This window comes from Fictibacillus tiangongensis (genome assembly GCF_048083785.1).
Taxonomy (GTDB): domain Bacteria; phylum Bacillota; class Bacilli; order Bacillales; family Fictibacillaceae; genus Fictibacillus.
In genome coordinates this window covers 2841051-2856937 of sequence record NZ_CP182294.1, presented here as the reverse complement: position 1 = coordinate 2856937, position 15887 = coordinate 2841051, and the positions used below count along the sequence as shown (strand labels likewise).

Genomic DNA, 15887 nt, shown 5'->3' with positions numbered 1-15887 from the left:
ATTATAGGGAATAATAGGTTACAAATTATATTGCTTTGGAGGACTACTATGTTTAGAAAACTTCAAAATCTAATGGAAAATCATGCGGAAACGAGTGAACAGCATGTGGACGAAAGACTTAGAACCCATTATTTTAAAGCTAATAAACCAGAAGTTATGAAAGTGATCAAACAGATCCTAGATGAAGACACCAATTTTCATGAACTTGGTTTTTCAGAAGAAAGGGGAGAAGTTACGTTTGAAGTCAGACAGCCAAAGAGTGCGTTTGTTGTTATTAGTGTTGTAACAGTTAGACCGAATCGAACTGCTGTAGATTTGAACGTTTCAACAGAATCTGCTCTTCCTTTTAATTTTGGTAATAATCAAAGAGTAATTGTTAATATTTATGAGATCTTAAAAGAAAAACTAACGTTTGTTGGGACGTCAATGGCTGAAAAATTGTAGGAATAGCTTGTCACACTCCTCCCTTTTCTTTAAGATAGATAGAGAATAGAAAATTTTTTGGGGATGATTACAATGAGGTGTCCTACTTGCCAGCACAACGGAACAAAAGTGCTTGATTCAAGACCTGTACATAGCGGAAGATCCATTCGCCGCAGAAGGGAATGTGAATCTTGCAGCTATAGATTTACTACATTTGAAACGGTAGAACAAACACCGCTTATCATTGTTAAAAAGGGCGGAGAACGAGAAGAGTTCAGCCGTGAAAAGATCCTTAGAGGGCTTATTAAAGCTTGCGAAAAAAGGCCAGTCCCCTTGGAAACGCTTGAAAATATAGTAGATAGCATTGAAAAAGAATTGAGGAATTCTGGTGCATCAGAAGTTTCAAGTACAGCCGTTGGTGAACAGGTGATGGAACATTTGTCTAAAACGGACGAGGTTGCTTATGTAAGATTTGCCTCTGTATACCGTCAATTTAAAGATATCAATGTTTTTATACAAGAATTAAAAGAACTCATTAACAAGGAGGAGCGTTAAAGCGTATCTTAGACTGCTGTAACGCTCTTTTTATACAAATCTTAATTCCGTATTCTACCGTGTTAGAAAACGGCTAAATAAAATGAACAAATGACTCTGGCTGACGATACTAACATCCGTCGGCCAGCTTACTTTAAAGACTTTTTAACAAAGGGTGAAAACGATGACGGTACATTTTCAAGAAGTTGTGCCCGTTGATACGTATTCCGTCCAGTGCAAGGGTATGTTGCATGAAATAGATCATAAAGTTCTTACCATGTTATATCAGCCGTTGGTTGGCGCATTTGCACATAGTTTATATATGACATTATGGTGCGAAGTAAATATGGATCGGCAGACACAAAAACATCAGCACCTCATGAACGTAACTCAATTCTCGCTAAAGGATATTTTGGCGGGAAGAAAGAAGCTAGAAGCGATCGGTCTCTTGAAGACGTTTAAAAAAGACGGCGATAGTTCAAGGGAGTATATTTATGAGCTTCAACTCCCGCTTTCGCCAAATGCTTTTTTTACAGATGGCTTTTTAAGCATTTATCTTTTTAATCGTTTAGGAAAAGCGAAATTTACTGAAGTTAGAGAGTCCTTTTATATCGCTCAAACCGATGTGTCGGATTATAAAGAGGTTACTGCATCGTTCAGTGATGTGTTTACTTCTTTACACCCTTCTGAAATGTCATCAAAGAGTTATGCAGAGATTAACGAAAACGTTCTTCCAGAAGATGTCTCTTTACATGAAAAAGGCAATCATGGGAAAGTTGTACTAAGTGAATCCACCTTTGATTTTGAAGCGATGGTGAATCAGATCTCGTCTTTTATCGTGCCTAAAGAGGTGATCACCCCAAAATTAAAGGAAGCTATCTATAAGCTAGCGTATATCTATCAATTACAACCGATGGATATGAGTAAGCAGATTCAAAACGTATACTACTCGACAGGAGAAATTTCTGCAGAGAGTTTAAGAAAAGAAATTCAGAAATGGTATCGATTTGAGCATGAAGAAGGACTACCGGTTCTAGCTTTAAAAACGCAGCCAGTTCCATTAAAAGCTCTTCATGGCATGCAGCCTCAATCCAAAGAAGAGGAACTTATCAAATACTTTGAAGAAGTGTCACCTTATCGTTTATTAGAAGATTATTCAGGTACAACTCCTTCAGAAGTAGATTTGAAACTCGTTGCCTATTGTATGATCGATCAAAATCTAACACCAGGCGTTACGAATGTTCTGTTAGATTACGTTTTATCTGAAAATGATATGAAGCTTGCAAAAGGATTGATCGAACGGATCGCTTCACATTGGGCTCGCAAAAGAGCACAAACGGTCATAGAGGCAATGACTTTAGCACGCGATGAAAAACGAAAATATAAAGAATGGCAAGATAAGAAGGTAAATTCGGGCTCTTATAATAAGGGTAATAAGAAGAGTAACCTTACTGTTCCTGATTGGCTGAAACAGGATAAAGTATCTGCTGATCAGACTGGTGATGCTAACACAGATACTACAGAAGATGAGAACCGTAAATGGCTTGAGAGTTTGTTAAATAGTTCGAAATAAAGGGGGGAAATAATATGGAATCCATAAAGGAATCTGTTAAGAATATGCCGGGGTTTGATAAGTTTCAGGAAAGATTTGAGCAAATGAAGCAACAAGTACTTACAGACCCTGGGGTCATGCGTTTTCTGCGAGAGAACCCTGACATATCAGATGTCCATGCGGAAAAATTATTGTCCAGTTTTTACACCTTTAAGAACGAACAGCATGCTTGCCGCAATTGTCCGGGTTTAGAGAATTGTCCTAACCTTATGCAAGGGTATCGTTCTGAACTGACGAAAGTGAGACAAACCGTAGAACTAAGATACAAACCTTGTGAACTAAAAGTCATCGATGAACAAAAGAAATCCATGACTTCATTGATTAAGAGTTACTTTATACCGAAAGAAATCCTTGAAGCTAGATTTGATCGTTTGTACAAACATAGCATTGATGAAACAAGACGTAACGCGATCTCGAAGGCTTATGAATTTGTTCAGATGGCTGGTTCGGGTCATCAAGCAAAAGGAATCTATTTCTATGGAAAATTTGGTGTTGGTAAAACATATCTGTTAGGTGCAATCGCCAATGGTTTAGCTGAGAAAGGCGTCCACTCATTAATTATCCACACACCCGAATTTCTTCGCGAGATGAAATCTTCCCTTTCTGACGGGACGTTTGACTCTAAGATGGAACTGCTAAAGACCGTTCCGGTTCTCATGCTTGATGATCTTGGTGCTGAGAATATGACGAACTGGGTGAGAGACGAGATTATTGGCGTTATTCTTCAATATCGAATGATGGAAAAACTGCCTACTCTCTACACGTCCAACTGTGATTATGATATGCTGCAGCAACATTTATCGTATTCTCAAAAAGGCGGACTCGATGAACTGAAAGCTCTCAGAATCATGGAGCGGATCAAACACTTAAGTACTCCGATTTTTATGGGTGGAAATAAAAACTTTAGAGAAGATTATTAATACAGTTTCTGCTCTTTTAAAGGGCAGGAGCTTTTTTCTTGAAAACACAAAGCTGTCTCTTCTACTAAAATATGATAGGATAAGAACAGACAAGATCTTAAGACATTGTATTCGGAGGTTACCGATGAGTATAGAATCTATTTTACAAAAAGCTTTAGATGGCGAACGTTTATCGGTAGAAGATGCCGTTAAACTTTATGAAAGTGATGAAGTAGAACGCATGGGAGAAGTTGCGGATATTATTATGAAAAGATGGCATCCTGAACCGATTACCACTTTCGTAATTGGCCGTAACGTAAACTATACCAATTTTTGTGATACATATTGCAGATTCTGCGCGTTCTATAGAGCGCCAGGAAGCAGCGAAGGTTATGTGTTGGATGATGAAGTAATCTTCCAAAAGATACAAGAGACCGTAGATGTAGGTGGTACAGAAATTCTTATGCAAGGTGGAACAAATCCTAACTTGCCGTTCAGCTACTATACGGACTTGTTAAGAGAGATCAAAAAGCGCTTTGATATCACGATGCATTCATTTTCTCCAGCAGAAATATGGAAGATGGTTGAAGTGTCTGGTCTATCTCTAGAGGAGGTACTCCGTGAACTGAAAGCAGCCGGGCTTGATTCTCTTCCAGGAGGCGGAGCAGAAATTTTAGATGACCGTACCCGTAAGAAGATCAGCAGACTTAAAGGCTCGTGGAAAGAGTGGATCGATTGTATGAAAACGGCAAAAAAAGTTGGACTGCATTCTACTGCTACGATGGTCATTGGATTTGGAGAAACTTTCGAAGAACGCGCACTTCATCTACAACGTGTTCGTGATGCACAAGACGAGACAGATTGTTTCTTAGCTTTCATCTCTTGGACGTTCCAACCGGATAACACGAACATGAAGGCTGAAAAGACAACTCCGAGAGAATATCTCAAGAATGTTGCGATCTCTCGAATCTTCCTAGATAACATTCCTAACTTCCAATCTTCTTGGGTGACGATGGGACCTGAGGTTGGTAAAAAATCTCTTCACTATGGCTGCAACGATTTTGGCAGCACGATGATGGAAGAGAACGTTGTTTCAGCAGCTGGAACGACTCACAAAGTAAACACGAACTTAACGCTGCGACTGATTCGTGAAGCAGGTAAGATACCAGCACAAAGAAATACAAAATACGAAACACTTCGTGTATTTGAGGACGAAGAAAAAGCTGAAAAAGATTTTGTGATGCAAAACTAACAGCGAAGCACTCGGCATATTTATGTCGAGTGCTTTTTTCGTTCGGAGTGGATGGATGATCTCAGCTATAAAGATTGTCTTTTAGGCACATAGAGAATATTGAGGATACAAATGACTCTAAGACGGGGTCTTTTGTTTTATATCCAAAATAGTTGGGAGTGACTTTCGTATTAAAAATAATTATTGTAATTTTCCTTATATTTAAAATTTTGTGTATAATATAAGAATATTTAGAATAAAGGGGGAAATATAAGAATGGAAATGAAACGAAAATTTAAAATGGGATTAATAGGTTTATCAGCTGCGTTCTTAGTTGCTTGCTCTTCGGGGTCTGGTGATAAGTTGACGGTGGGAACCGATGCAGCATACGCCCCCTTCGAATCCTTAGACGGAGATAAAATTGTAGGATTCGACGTTGATCTGCTAGATGCTGTGATGAAAGAAGCAGGATTGGAGTATGAATTAGAAAATAAAGGATGGGACCCGTTATTTATCGCTCTTCAGAATGAAGAAGTAGATGCAGGAATCTCTGCTATTACGATAAATGACGATCGTAAGAAAAGCTATGACTTTTCTTCACCATACTTTGAATCGATCAACATGATTTTAGCAAAAGAAGGAACATCGATTAAGAGTGCAAAGGACTTAGAGGGAATGAAGGTAAGTGTGCAGAATGGAACGACCGGACAAGCAGCACTCGAAAAAATGTTTGGTAAAAGTGAAAACATAAAGAAATATGAAAACAATGTATTAGCGATACAAGCTCTATTAAATGGTGAAGTAGAAGCTGTAGTTGCGGATAACGCTGTAGTACAAGAATATGAAAAGAATAATCCTGATAAAAAACTCGTAACCATCAGCGATAAGGAGAATTTTGAGAGCGAATTTTATGGAATTATCTTCCCTAAAGATGGTGAACATCAAGAAGAGATTAACAAAGCGATGAAGAAAATTATCGATGATGGAAAATATGCTGAGATCTATAAAAAATGGTTTGGTGAAGAACCAAATGTAGATGTGCTGAAACAATAACATTCTCAGGAGGTCTTCATGGAATACTCTTTACAGATTATCAGTGATTACATGCCCTTGTTTTTAAAAGGAACATGGGTAACCGTACAGTTATCATTTTTGGCGATTCTATTCGGTACAATATTAGGATTATTCATCGGACTCGGCAAAATGGTGAAGAACCCATTTATTAATCTTCCATGCATGTGGTATATCAGCTTCTTTCGAGGTACACCGTTGCTGGTTCAGATCCTTTTGATTCATTCAGCGCTCATGCCATTGTTCATGAAGCCGCCAAACGTTTTCATTTCAAGTGTTCTGGCTCTTTCGCTTAATGCTGCTGCTTATATCGCAGAGATTTTTAGAGCAGGGATTCAATCGATCGATAAAGGGCAGATGGAAGCGGCACGCTCGCTCGGTATGAATCATATCCAGGCTATGAAACATGTAATTCTGCCGCAAGCGTCCAGAAGAATGATCCCGCCTCTAGGTAACGAGTTTATTGTGCTGATTAAAGATTCATCACTCGTTTCCATTATTGCTACCCCGGAATTAATGTATTATGCGAGAGCGATGATGGGTCAATATTACCGTCCGTGGGAGCCTTACATGACCGCTGCTTTAATGTACTTAATTCTAACGCTAGGCATGGCGTTTATCTTATCGAGAATTGAGCGTAAATTTGTTTATTAAGAACAACCCTACCCACAGGGTTGTTTTTTCTTTTGTAAGTAACATGTTTTAGGACCTCGTCCCATATAGTGTATTATTGAGGATTTTATATGGGGGGGACTTATTTGGTCGCGATTGCTTTTTCACACCCATCAGATGGTATAGCTGTTTTGAAGAAAATGATTCGAATAGCAGCTGAGCATAAAATAAACCCTTCCTTTGCCAAATTATCTGAAGCTTCTTCTAAAATTCTTGAATTGCACATACAGGAGAGAAAAACGGTCATATTGGATGTGTTAACAGAATTTACTCGAAACAAAGTAGAGGATATTTGTTTGAAGGAAATGATTGAACAAGCATTTTGTTACAGCGATTCAGCAGAGCAAAAAGAAATCTTATCTATCACGAAAAGCATCATTCTTGGAGAGATCGAAGGAATACCTGATGTTAAACACCTGCCTAGATTAAATGATCTGATCCGAAGTCAATGGGAATCGATTATTGATGCTAAAACGGATTTCTTAGAATTTGAATCCTTTATAAAGTTTAGGTTGAAAGAATACTTAGCAACCTTGCTGAAGATTGTTGAATGTGCTATTGATGAGTACAAGTTAGAACTTGAATACCAAATGTTCGTAGAGCAGTTAAGGACATGCATAACGAAACAGAGATCGTTTACTTCAGCAGATATCGTCATAGTTTTCGAACAAGAGCAAATACTCCTTTTTGATGAACATCAAAAACAGTTAACACACACAGAACTGATGATGTTCCATGAAAAGGCACTGCGGCTAACGAATGTAACGAATCTAGACGAAAGACTTTTAGGTCCATTAGTTGGAATCTCACCAAATTCCGCCAGGATTTATGCTTATGATATTGACCATCCATTACTTCAAACGGTAAAAAACATCTTTCAAGAAAAAGTCACGATCACACCAATTGATAGGATGTCCTACAGAGAACATTGGTCTTACCGTAAAAAAAAGTCATAAACTTACAGAGTCCTCTTGCTTTTTGAAAAACGACTGCATATAATAGGTGTATAATTTTATCATTCAATCTGTATTGATAAGGACAAGAAGCATGTTTTACGGTTCATAGAGAGGGAAGTCTTGGCTGAAAGCTTCCTAACACGGAGAAATGCTTTACCACCTTGGAACTTCAGCGGTGAACATTTTTAGTAATCGCTGACGGTCGCAGTCCGTTACACTGTCCGAGTGCCGATTGGCTTGTTTAAAGTTGTCGGAACAAGGGTGGAACCACGAGATAATCACTCGTCCCTTCTATAGGGACGGGTGTTTTTTGTTTTTCAATCAGATAAGAACTTAGTAAAAAAGGAGATGTTTTATATGTCGTCAATTTCAATCAAGTTCCCTGACGGTTCAGTCAAGGAATTTCCTAAAGGCGTTACTTCTGAACAAGTAGCAGAGAGTATCAGCCCGAGTCTAAAGAAAAAAGCAGTTGCAGGGAAAGTAAACGGACAATTATATGATTTTTCGCGTCCTATCGAAGAAGATGCATCGATCGAGATCGTGATGCAGGATTCTAAAGAGGGTCTTGAAATGACAAGACACTCAAATGCCCATTTACTTGCTCAAGCTCTTAAGCGTCTTTACCCAGACGTGAAACTTGGGATTGGACCAGTTATCGATAACGGGTTCTATTATGATGTAGACATGTCTCATAATTTAACACCGGAAGATCTGCCTGCGATCGAGAAAGAAATGAAGAAGATCGTAAACGAAAACCTTCCGATCGTACGCAAAGAAGTTAGTCGAGAAGAAGCTCTTGAGATATACAAAAAATTGAACGATCACTTAAAGCTTGAGTTGATCCGAGACCTTCCTGAAGGTGAGAAGATCACGATCTATGAGCAAGGTGAATTCTTTGACTTATGCCGTGGTCCACATGTTCCTTCAACTGGGAAGATCAAAGCTTATAAATTAATGAGCATCTCTGGTGCTTATTGGCGTGGAGACAGCGACAACCAAATGCTTCAACGTATTTATGGTTCTGCGTTCTTAAGCCAAAAAGACCTTGATGAGTATCTTCACTTTATTGAGGAAGCTCAAAAACGTGATCATCGTAAACTCGGAAAAGAATTAGAGTTATTCATGTTCTCAGAAGAAGCACCAGGAATGCCGTTCTATCTTCCTAACGGTCAGACAATCCGCACCGAGCTTGAGAATTTCTCTCGTGAACTTCAACGCCAAGTGGATTATGACGAAGTACGTACTCCATTTATGATGAATCAGCGTCTTTGGGAACAATCAGGTCACTGGGATCATTATCATGAAAACATGTATTTCTCTGAAGTAGATGATACAAAATTTGCGATGAAGCCGATGAACTGCCCAGGCCACATGCTGATCTTCAAGAACAAACTACATTCTTATAGAGATCTTCCGGTACGTATGGCTGAGTTCGGTCAAGTACATCGTCACGAATATAGCGGTGCACTAAACGGTATGATTCGTGTTCGTACGTTCTGCCAAGATGATGCGCATATCTTTGTAACACCACAGCAGATCGAAAGTGAGATTAAGAATGTATTTAAGTTAGTTGATAAAATCTACAGCACGTTTGGTTTCGAATATTCGGTAGAACTTTCAACTCGTCCAGAAGATTCTATGGGTGATGACCGTTTATGGGAACAAGCTGAGGGTGCATTGAAAAACGTTCTAGAAGATCTAGGGATGAGCTATCATTTGAACGAGGGAGATGGAGCGTTCTACGGTCCGAAGATCGATTTCCATATTAAAGATGCTCTTAAGAGAAGCCATCAGTGTGCAACGATTCAGCTGGACTTCCAGATGCCAGAAAAGTTTGATCTAACGTATGTAGATGAAAACAACCAAAAGGTTCGTCCAGTTGTTATTCACCGTGCGATCTATGGTTCGATCGACCGTTTCTTAGGAATTTTGGTTGAGCACTTTGCGGGAGCGTTCCCAACTTGGTTAGCGCCTGTACAAGTGAAACTAATTCCAGTATCGGATGTTCATAATGAATACGCGTATAAGCTTCAAGAAGATTTGAAGCAGCATGCAGTACGTGTTGAGATCGATACTAGAAACGAAAAGATGGGCTACAAGATCCGCGAAGCACAGATGAAAAAGATTCCTTACATGCTTGTTCTAGGTGATAAAGAGATCGAAGACAATGCTGTTAACGTTCGTAAATATGGTGAGCAAAAGTCAGAGACTGTTTCTTATGAAGATTTCCGCGATAAGATTTTAGCTCAAATTAATGAGAAGAGATAAGGTTATTGAGAGAGCGGCCAATGTTGAATTGGCCGTTTTTTTGTTGGGAATTGAAAAGTGGACAGTAAAATGCTCAATGTGGACAGTAAATTACTTAAAGTGGACAGTAAATCTAAAAAAGTAGACAGTAAATATTCAAGAGTGGACAGTCAAACTACAAAACCGAAAAGGCAAATAAAAAAACTCTTGCATTCCTTTCGTAAACGAAGTAAAATAAATTTCGTTGCTGTTATTACATTCGTTGTTTGACACGTATATCTCCAATGTGTTATAGTATGTAAGGTTAATAAAATAAGCAAAAGCATCAAACAAGCAGAAGCACCCGCTTCTCACCTGACTCGACGCCAACAAAGGCTGTTGATAGGTAGATGGATATTCAGGCATGTCAAATTGTACATAGCCGGTTTACTATGTGTGGGTGATCGTTGCGCCGACGCTTTTTTTATTTGCAGAAATAACAAGTCGAGTGTTTTAAAGCACTCACTGAAAAAATTTGGAGGTGACTTACTATTAGTAAGGACATGTCTGTCAATGAAGGTATTCGTGCTCGTGAGGTTCGCTTAATCGGTCCTGATGGAAGCCAGCTTGGCATTAAAACAAGACAGGAAGCTTTAGACCTTGCAACAAACGCAAATCTTGACCTTGTTCTCGTTGCTGCAACTGCAAAACCGCCAGTATGTCGTATCATGGACTACGGTAAGTTTAAATACGAGCAACAGCGTAAAGATCGTGAAGCACGAAAAAATCAAAAAGTCATTACGACTAAAGAGATTCGTTTAAGTCCAACGATTGAGGAAAACGACTTTAATACAAAGCTTAGAAATGCCCGTAAGTTCCTTGAAAAAGGTGACAAAGTAAAAGCAAGTATTCGTTTCCGTGGACGTGCAATCACTCATTCTCAAATCGGAAAAACGGTATTGGAAAAGTTAGCGAAAGAATGTGAAGATCTTTCTACGGTTGAAACGAAACCGAAGATGGAAGGTCGTAGCATGTTCCTTATCCTTGCGCCTAAAGCCGAAAAATAATTTTTACCAGGGAGGATAACCATTATGCCTAAAATGAAAACTCATAAAGGTGCTGCGAAGCGCTTTAGAAAAACTGGATCAGGTAAATTAAAGCGTGCTCGCGCTTATACTAGTCACTTGTTTGCTAACAAGTCAACTAAAGCTAAGCGTAAGCTTCGTAAAGCGAAACTTGTTCACAGCGGTGACTACAAGCGTATCCGTACATTGTTAACTTACAAAAAACGTTAATCGTCATTAATCGATTTAAAAATAGGAGGTTTTTAATATGCCAAGAGTAAAAGGTGGCTATGTAACACGTCGTCGTCGTAAGAAAGTTCTTAAACTAGCTAAAGGCTATTTCGGTTCCAAACATAAATTATTTAAAGTAGCACAACAACAAGTATTCAAATCACTTATGTACGCTTATCGTGACCGTCGTCAGAAGAAGCGTGACTTCCGTAAGCTTTGGATCACTCGTATCAATGCTGCTGCTCGTACAAACGGTCTTTCTTACAGCCGTTTAATGCACGGTCTTAAACTTGCAGGTATCGACATCAACCGTAAGATGCTTTCTGAAATTGCTATCACAGACGAAAAAGCTTTCGCTGAATTAGCTTCAAAAGCAAAAGACAGCCTAAAAGCTTAAGTAGAAAAAAAGAAAAGATCATTTCCTCATTTGATGGAGATGATCTTTTTTCATTCTGAAGGGAAACAACAAGGTGTTAATCATATATCTAATCATTTTAAACGTAGCCGCTTATTATGTTATGAAAAGAGACAAGTTATCTGCTAAAAAAGGCGAATGGCGTACACCTGAAGCGAGGCTTTGGCTGATCGCTGTTATTGGTGGAGCACCGGGTATGTGGCTTGCTATGAAAAAGTTACGTCATAAGACTAAGCATCCCTCGTTTCGTTACGGGCTGCCTCTTTTAAGTATGTTTATAACGGTTTTAGCAGGCTGGTTTATATAGGAACTATTCTTGTTGAAGATATCGTTTGTCTTTTAAGAACAACCTCCAGAAAATATAGAAACCGGGTGCCAAGATGGCGAGGCCAACGATATACATAATCATTAAGGAATAAAATGTTTCTGGTGCAGTAAACGCCTCATAGATCGTTAAATCAGGATAGACGATATAAGGCAGATGGGCTAATCCATAACCTACGCTTGCAAGACCATATTGTAAAACAGTTGCTAATAGTGTAAGACGCGGCCGTCCAATTCCTGGGCGGTTTTGTTTTGGCCACCATAGAGAAAAGTATGCAATAAGAAAGGCGACCATAGAAAGAATAAACCAGATCTTTTGAACCATTAGATTATCGATGAGCCAGCGCGATTCTGGTGTTATGAATAGTAATGTGAAAAGCGCGGCGATTAGCGTCAGTGGTCCTAACAGAATCGCATTGCTCCTATATAGCATATATGCATCCTCTTTTTTAGAGACTCTTGCGTAATCTGCTAAAAACAGTGATGAAAGATACAACTCAGATGTAAGACCGAACAGCACGTACAAATAGAGTGTTGGACTTGTGAGCAGCTTTGAGAGCAATAAGCTCTGTGTATCTCCGTCAACAGCGATAAATCCACCTTGTGAGATAGGAAGCACGGCAATTAACAGGGATGGAATAAGCAGTCCAGAGATGCCTGAGATGATAAACATCGTTCTCCGATATCCTTGAACGGAATACGAGAACACCATAAATGCACTCCGGATAGCAAGTAAGAAGAGAATCAAAGAAACTGGAACGAGCATGACCGTTCCGAGAGTATATGCACCCTTTGGAAAGAAACCAACGAACGCAACCACTAAAAGAACTAAGAACGTGTTTGTAATCTCCCAAGTGGGGGACAAGAAACGATTTGCGATTCTTCCAGCCATCGTCTTATGATTGTTATAGATCATCGCCCAGAATCCAGCCCCAAAATCGATCGAACCGAATATGCTATAGATAAATATAAAGGTCCACATCATCAGAATCGCTAAAACCTCTTCGCTCATCCTTCATTCCTCCTTTCTAACTTTGAAGTTTTTCCATATCTTTTGAAACAGGGTTTCGTTTGAAATAAGCTGTTAAAATCAAAACGGTCAGCACACTGAGCAGCGCATATAAGCCTAAGAATAACAGGAAGAGAACGCCAAGGTCTTCATTCTTAGTCGCTGCTTCGGCCGTCGTCTGAACGCGATAGATCGTCCATGGTTGTCTTCCGCTACAGCTAAATACCCAGCCGAACTCAATGCCGAGCATAGAAAGTGGTCCGGATAAAACAAGAGACCATAACAGCCACTTTGGAAAAGGTTTTCCTTTTCTTTTTACGAAGAACCACCAGTAGGCTAAAGCAACTGCTGCAAGCCCTAATAAAAGTGTTCCAATCCCCACCATTAAGTTAAAGAGAGTGTGTACATAAAAAGGGGGCCATGTTTCTCGAGGAAACTCGTAAAGTCCTTTTACTTCAGTATCGAACTTTCCAGCAGCAAGCCAGCTAAGTGCCCAAGGAATTTCGATTCCGTATTTCACTTCCTCTGTCTCTGGATCTGTATAACCTCCTATTGCAAGTGGTGCATACCTTTGAGTCTCAAACAGCCCTTCTGCAGCTGCTAGTTTTTCAGGAGAATGCTGGTGCAGAATCTGAGCTGAATGATGCCCAGAAACCGCAGAGACAAAGCTCATCAAAAGAGCGACGGTAAGAGACATGAACAACCCTTTTAAGTGATAAGCTCGCTCGCGTTCAGGTCGCTTCTTTAAAAGTTTAAACGCAGCTACAGAAGCAACGGCAAAAGCACCGGTCATATAAGCCGTGATGGCAACGTGAAAGGAAGAGGATAGAAAGCTAGGATTGAAGAAAGCGTCCCAAGGGGAGATATCATATATCGTCCCATCTGGTGTGATCTTAAACCCATCCGGTGTATTCATCCACGTATTAACGGCTGAAATTAAGATGGCGGACGCAACGGCACCTAGTGCTACAAAGAATACAGAGATCAAACGGAAGTATCTCGGTAACCTGTCAGCCGCATATACGTAAATAGACATGAACAAGGCTTCTAAAAAGAAAGCAAAAATCTCAATCTGAAAGGGAAGGGAGATAACCTTTCCTACGATTTCCATAAATCCTGGCCACAACAAAGATAATTGCACGCCGACGATCGTCCCTGATGGAATAGCCACCCCTAACAAAACAGCAAACGCCTTAGTCCAGCGCTTAGCCATGATGGCGTAATCATTGTCACCTTTTACTTGGTGTATGATTTCGGCGATAACGATCATCAAAGGAAGACCCACACCAAGTGTTGCAAATATTATATGAAAACCTAGTGATGTACCAAAGAATGCTCTCGCAAGTACAACTGTATCCATGATCGGACTCCTCCTAAGAAACTAAGAACTATGTAAGCAAACAATCTATATTTAAGGTGTCAAAAAGAAGTAGTGTTTATGCATACGAACATTCTGTCATACAGAGCTCGTCTTCTGTCATATGCTGACTTAAAGGGGGGATGAGTGCGTGTTAGACAATAGTAGTGTGTTCATCGAGGTGCTCAAGTTCAGTGGAATCTTTGCCCCTTTATTGTTCATTCTTCTCCAAGCGTTTCGACAGTTCTTTTTTCTTCCGGTGGGCTTGATCTGTCTTACAGGCGGCATCTTGTTTGGAGCAGTTGCAGGCGCGTTCTATTCAGTCATCGGAATTACGCTTTCGAGTGTTCTTTTCTACTGGGGAATGAAAAGTATGCCGAAACTGATGAAAAAAGTAAAAAAACTGCAAAAAAAGTGGATTGGAAAACGTATGCCGTTTTCGGTAGGTCAGATTGCAATTTTAAAAATGATTCCCTTTATGCATTTTCATCTCTTGAGTCTATGCTTGATCGAGATTTCATCAAATTTTAAAGAGTATACAAAAGCTAGCATCATATCTAACGTTCCGATCGCTATTCTTTATTCTTCGTTCGGTTCGGTGTTGCTTTCTCTATCGCTCGTAACTTCTGCAGCTATTATTATCGTCTTGTCTGTATTGTTTTACTTATTAAGAAGAAAAGAATGGGTGATCAAATGGAGTGAGTTCTTTGAGGAAGAGAAAGAAGAACAGCAAAAACAACGCATGCCTGCATAGTGGAAACTGAAGTAAAATAAAAAAAGTAAGGTAAAAAACATGGGTTTCGTATGTAATTTCATGCGAAGCCCATGTTTTTTTTGTTAAAAAAGAAAAATCTGTGAAATTCAACCGGTTTGCATATCGCCTTCATAAGTTAAGTAGAAGATGTTAATTCTTTAAATTTGATGGATAATCCGGCAGATTTCAAAATAATCCAGCGAGTTTATGCGATAATCCGGCGAGTTTTTGAAATATAGCGGCGAGTTTACAATTTTCGACATGGATTTTACTTTTGCATTAGAAATTCATCCTCGAATGTAGGACTAGTTAACGTTATAATAGCTTAGGAATGAAAGGCAGGGATGAACGTGAAAATTGAAGAACTCTTTTCCATGCAGAACGAATTAAATATGCGCATTGTAAAAGAACATAATCTTAATAATTCATCATTATTTGAACAGAGAAGATTAGCATTTCTTGTAGAGCTTGGTGAACTAGCGAATGAAACAAGATGCTTTAAATATTGGAGTAAACGTCCTGCTTCTGAAAAAGAAGTAATTTTAGAAGAATATGTAGACGGACTACATTTTGTCTTATCGATAGGATTAGATTTGGGCTTTAAAGAGGTTGAAATAACCAATGAGGTTGATCTTGGCGAGAAGATGGACAAGATAGATATCAATACTTTATTTTTAACTCTATATCAATCGGGGTCTAAATCTTTATTAATCGAAGAATTCCAATCGTTTTTTGACACATTTTTAGGGCTCGGTGTGAAACTCGGCTTTTCTTTTGAAGAGATCGAAGAAGCTTACCTTTCAAAGAATAGAGTAAATCATGAACGTCAAGATACCGGTTATTAATAAAATAATTAACTTTAAACAAAAATAAAAAACCCGGAAATCCGGGTTTTACTTCAAGCCGTCTGAAAGTGTGTTTAAAATTTCTTCTTTCTTTTGCTGATCAGAGTTTTTCCAGATCACTTCAAAAAGAACGCCAAGACCAGGAAGCATTTTTTCTTCCCCACTCTCGATGGCATCTACGATCGTATCTTGTAACTGCTCTTTATTGTTGCCAGTAACGTTATGCAATACAGCTTTTCTTAAGTCTAGATTCATGGATATGCA

At 39.2% G+C, this 15887-nt stretch carries 18 protein-coding genes and 2 other annotated features; of the genes, 15 read left to right on the top strand and 3 right to left on the bottom strand.

Features of this window, described 5'->3' with window-relative positions; genetic code table 11:
- Positions 1–48 precede the first annotated feature (48 nt).
- From ACNJYY_RS15295 to ACNJYY_RS15235, 13 genes are all read left to right on the top strand, one after another.
- Complete coding sequence (locus tag ACNJYY_RS15295; RefSeq protein WP_416729145.1) at positions 49–444, top strand: cytosolic protein; 396 nt, start codon at positions 49–51, stop codon at positions 442–444.
- 72 nt (positions 445–516) lie between these two features.
- Entirely contained in the window at positions 517–978 is a 462-nt protein-coding gene (gene nrdR / locus ACNJYY_RS15290) for a transcriptional regulator NrdR (protein WP_066396742.1), read from the top strand.
- Positions 979–1141: 163 nt separating this feature from the next.
- On the top strand, positions 1142–2530 hold the full coding sequence (locus ACNJYY_RS15285) for a replication initiation and membrane attachment family protein (RefSeq protein ID WP_416729144.1): 1389 nt from the start codon (positions 1142–1144) through the stop codon (positions 2528–2530).
- 14 nt (positions 2531–2544) lie between these two features.
- The gene (dnaI, locus tag ACNJYY_RS15280) at positions 2545–3489 is read left to right on the top strand and encodes a primosomal protein DnaI (protein ID WP_066396737.1); all 945 of its coding nucleotides are present in this window, start codon (positions 2545–2547) and stop codon (positions 3487–3489) included.
- A gap of 124 nt (positions 3490–3613) precedes the next feature.
- A complete protein-coding gene (gene mqnC / locus ACNJYY_RS15275; RefSeq protein ID WP_416729143.1) occupies positions 3614–4720 on the top strand; it encodes a cyclic dehypoxanthinyl futalosine synthase in 1107 nt (368 codons plus the stop codon).
- Positions 4721–4981: 261 nt separating this feature from the next.
- The gene (locus ACNJYY_RS15270; protein WP_144703327.1) at positions 4982–5752 is read left to right on the top strand and encodes a basic amino acid ABC transporter substrate-binding protein; all 771 of its coding nucleotides are present in this window, start codon (positions 4982–4984) and stop codon (positions 5750–5752) included.
- 18 nt (positions 5753–5770) lie between these two features.
- Positions 5771–6424, top strand: a complete 654-nt coding sequence (locus ACNJYY_RS15265) for an amino acid ABC transporter permease (protein ID WP_144698683.1) — start codon at positions 5771–5773, stop codon at positions 6422–6424.
- 104 nt (positions 6425–6528) lie between these two features.
- The gene (ytxC, locus tag ACNJYY_RS15260) at positions 6529–7398 is read left to right on the top strand and encodes a sporulation protein YtxC (RefSeq protein WP_416729142.1); all 870 of its coding nucleotides are present in this window, start codon (positions 6529–6531) and stop codon (positions 7396–7398) included.
- 64 nt (positions 7399–7462) lie between these two features.
- Positions 7463–7691: a binding site (T-box leader), on the top strand.
- Between the two features lie 64 nt (positions 7692–7755).
- Positions 7756–9666, top strand: a complete 1911-nt coding sequence (gene thrS / locus ACNJYY_RS15255; RefSeq protein ID WP_416729141.1) for a threonine--tRNA ligase — start codon at positions 7756–7758, stop codon at positions 9664–9666.
- 304 nt (positions 9667–9970) lie between these two features.
- Positions 9971–10115 (top strand) — a sequence feature (ribosomal protein L20 leader region).
- A 72-nt stretch (positions 10116–10187) separates the two neighbouring features.
- Positions 10188–10691, top strand: a complete 504-nt coding sequence (infC, locus tag ACNJYY_RS15250; RefSeq protein ID WP_289494894.1) for a translation initiation factor IF-3 — start codon at positions 10188–10190, stop codon at positions 10689–10691.
- A gap of 24 nt (positions 10692–10715) precedes the next feature.
- Positions 10716–10919 (top strand): 50S ribosomal protein L35, encoded by a 204-nt coding sequence (gene rpmI / locus ACNJYY_RS15245; protein ID WP_066243622.1) that lies wholly within the window; start codon positions 10716–10718, stop codon positions 10917–10919.
- A gap of 37 nt (positions 10920–10956) precedes the next feature.
- Positions 10957–11316: a 50S ribosomal protein L20 gene (gene rplT / locus ACNJYY_RS15240; RefSeq protein ID WP_066291543.1), complete on the top strand. Its 360-nt coding sequence runs from the start codon at positions 10957–10959 to the stop codon at positions 11314–11316.
- Between the two features lie 73 nt (positions 11317–11389).
- Positions 11390–11641: a DUF1294 domain-containing protein gene (locus ACNJYY_RS15235; RefSeq protein ID WP_260858479.1), complete on the top strand. Its 252-nt coding sequence runs from the start codon at positions 11390–11392 to the stop codon at positions 11639–11641.
- 3 nt (positions 11642–11644) lie between these two features.
- On the opposite strand, the gene ACNJYY_RS15230 is transcribed toward ACNJYY_RS15235, so the two are convergent.
- Positions 11645–12670 (bottom strand): cytochrome d ubiquinol oxidase subunit II, encoded by a 1026-nt coding sequence (locus tag ACNJYY_RS15230; protein ID WP_416729140.1) that lies wholly within the window; start codon positions 12668–12670, stop codon positions 11645–11647.
- A 16-nt stretch (positions 12671–12686) separates the two neighbouring features.
- On the bottom strand, positions 12687–14027 hold the full coding sequence (locus ACNJYY_RS15225) for a cytochrome ubiquinol oxidase subunit I (protein WP_416729139.1): 1341 nt from the start codon (positions 14025–14027) through the stop codon (positions 12687–12689).
- Positions 14028–14175: 148 nt separating this feature from the next.
- Here ACNJYY_RS15225 and ACNJYY_RS15220 point away from each other — a divergent pair, with 148 nt between their 5' ends.
- Entirely contained in the window at positions 14176–14778 is a 603-nt protein-coding gene (locus tag ACNJYY_RS15220) for a TVP38/TMEM64 family protein (protein WP_328082873.1), read from the top strand.
- 344 nt (positions 14779–15122) lie between these two features.
- Complete coding sequence (locus ACNJYY_RS15215; protein ID WP_416729138.1) at positions 15123–15623, top strand: dUTP diphosphatase; 501 nt, start codon at positions 15123–15125, stop codon at positions 15621–15623.
- Positions 15624–15671: 48 nt separating this feature from the next.
- Here the strand turns inward: ACNJYY_RS15215 and sspI are convergent, their stop codons facing one another.
- A complete protein-coding gene (gene sspI, locus ACNJYY_RS15210) occupies positions 15672–15878 on the bottom strand; it encodes a small acid-soluble spore protein SspI (protein WP_066396708.1) in 207 nt (68 codons plus the stop codon).
- Positions 15879–15887: the final 9 nt, after the last annotated feature.